This window comes from Streptomyces sp. WAC05292 (assembly GCF_003949955.1).
In the GTDB taxonomy this organism is placed as follows: domain Bacteria; phylum Actinomycetota; class Actinomycetes; order Streptomycetales; family Streptomycetaceae; genus Streptomyces; species Streptomyces globosus.
In genome coordinates, this window is the sequence record NZ_RPSE01000913.1 from 1 (window position 1) to 312 (window position 312).

Consider the following 312-nt stretch of genomic DNA (forward strand, 5'->3'; position numbering starts at 1 on the left):
CCGTTCCTTGAGAACTCAACAGCGTGCCAAAAATCAACGCCAGAAGTTGATACCCCGTCCACTTCGGTGGATGAGGTTCCTTTGAAAAAGACCTGCGGGGCTGCTCCGGTAGCACTCGCAGGCAACAAACACAGCGAGGACGCAGTGGTCAGCCGGTCTTATTCCGACATGACTGACCCGCTCACCGTGATGTGTGCACCGGATTACCGGTAAACATTCATGGAGAGTTTGATCCTGGCTCAGGACGAACGCTGGCGGCGTGCTTAACACATGCAAGTCGAACGATGAACCTCCTTCGGGAGGGGATTAGTG

At 54.8% G+C, this 312-nt stretch carries 1 protein-coding gene and 1 rRNA gene; both read left to right on the plus strand.

Translation table 11 applies throughout. The annotated features are described in order from the left end of the window. A partial coding sequence (locus EF903_RS34945) for a hypothetical protein (RefSeq protein WP_221888837.1) occupies positions 1-213 on the plus strand: 213 nt, incomplete at its 5' end. A gap of 3 nt (positions 214-216) precedes the next feature. Beyond that, positions 217-312, plus strand: a 16S ribosomal RNA gene (locus EF903_RS33695); the annotation flags it as partial.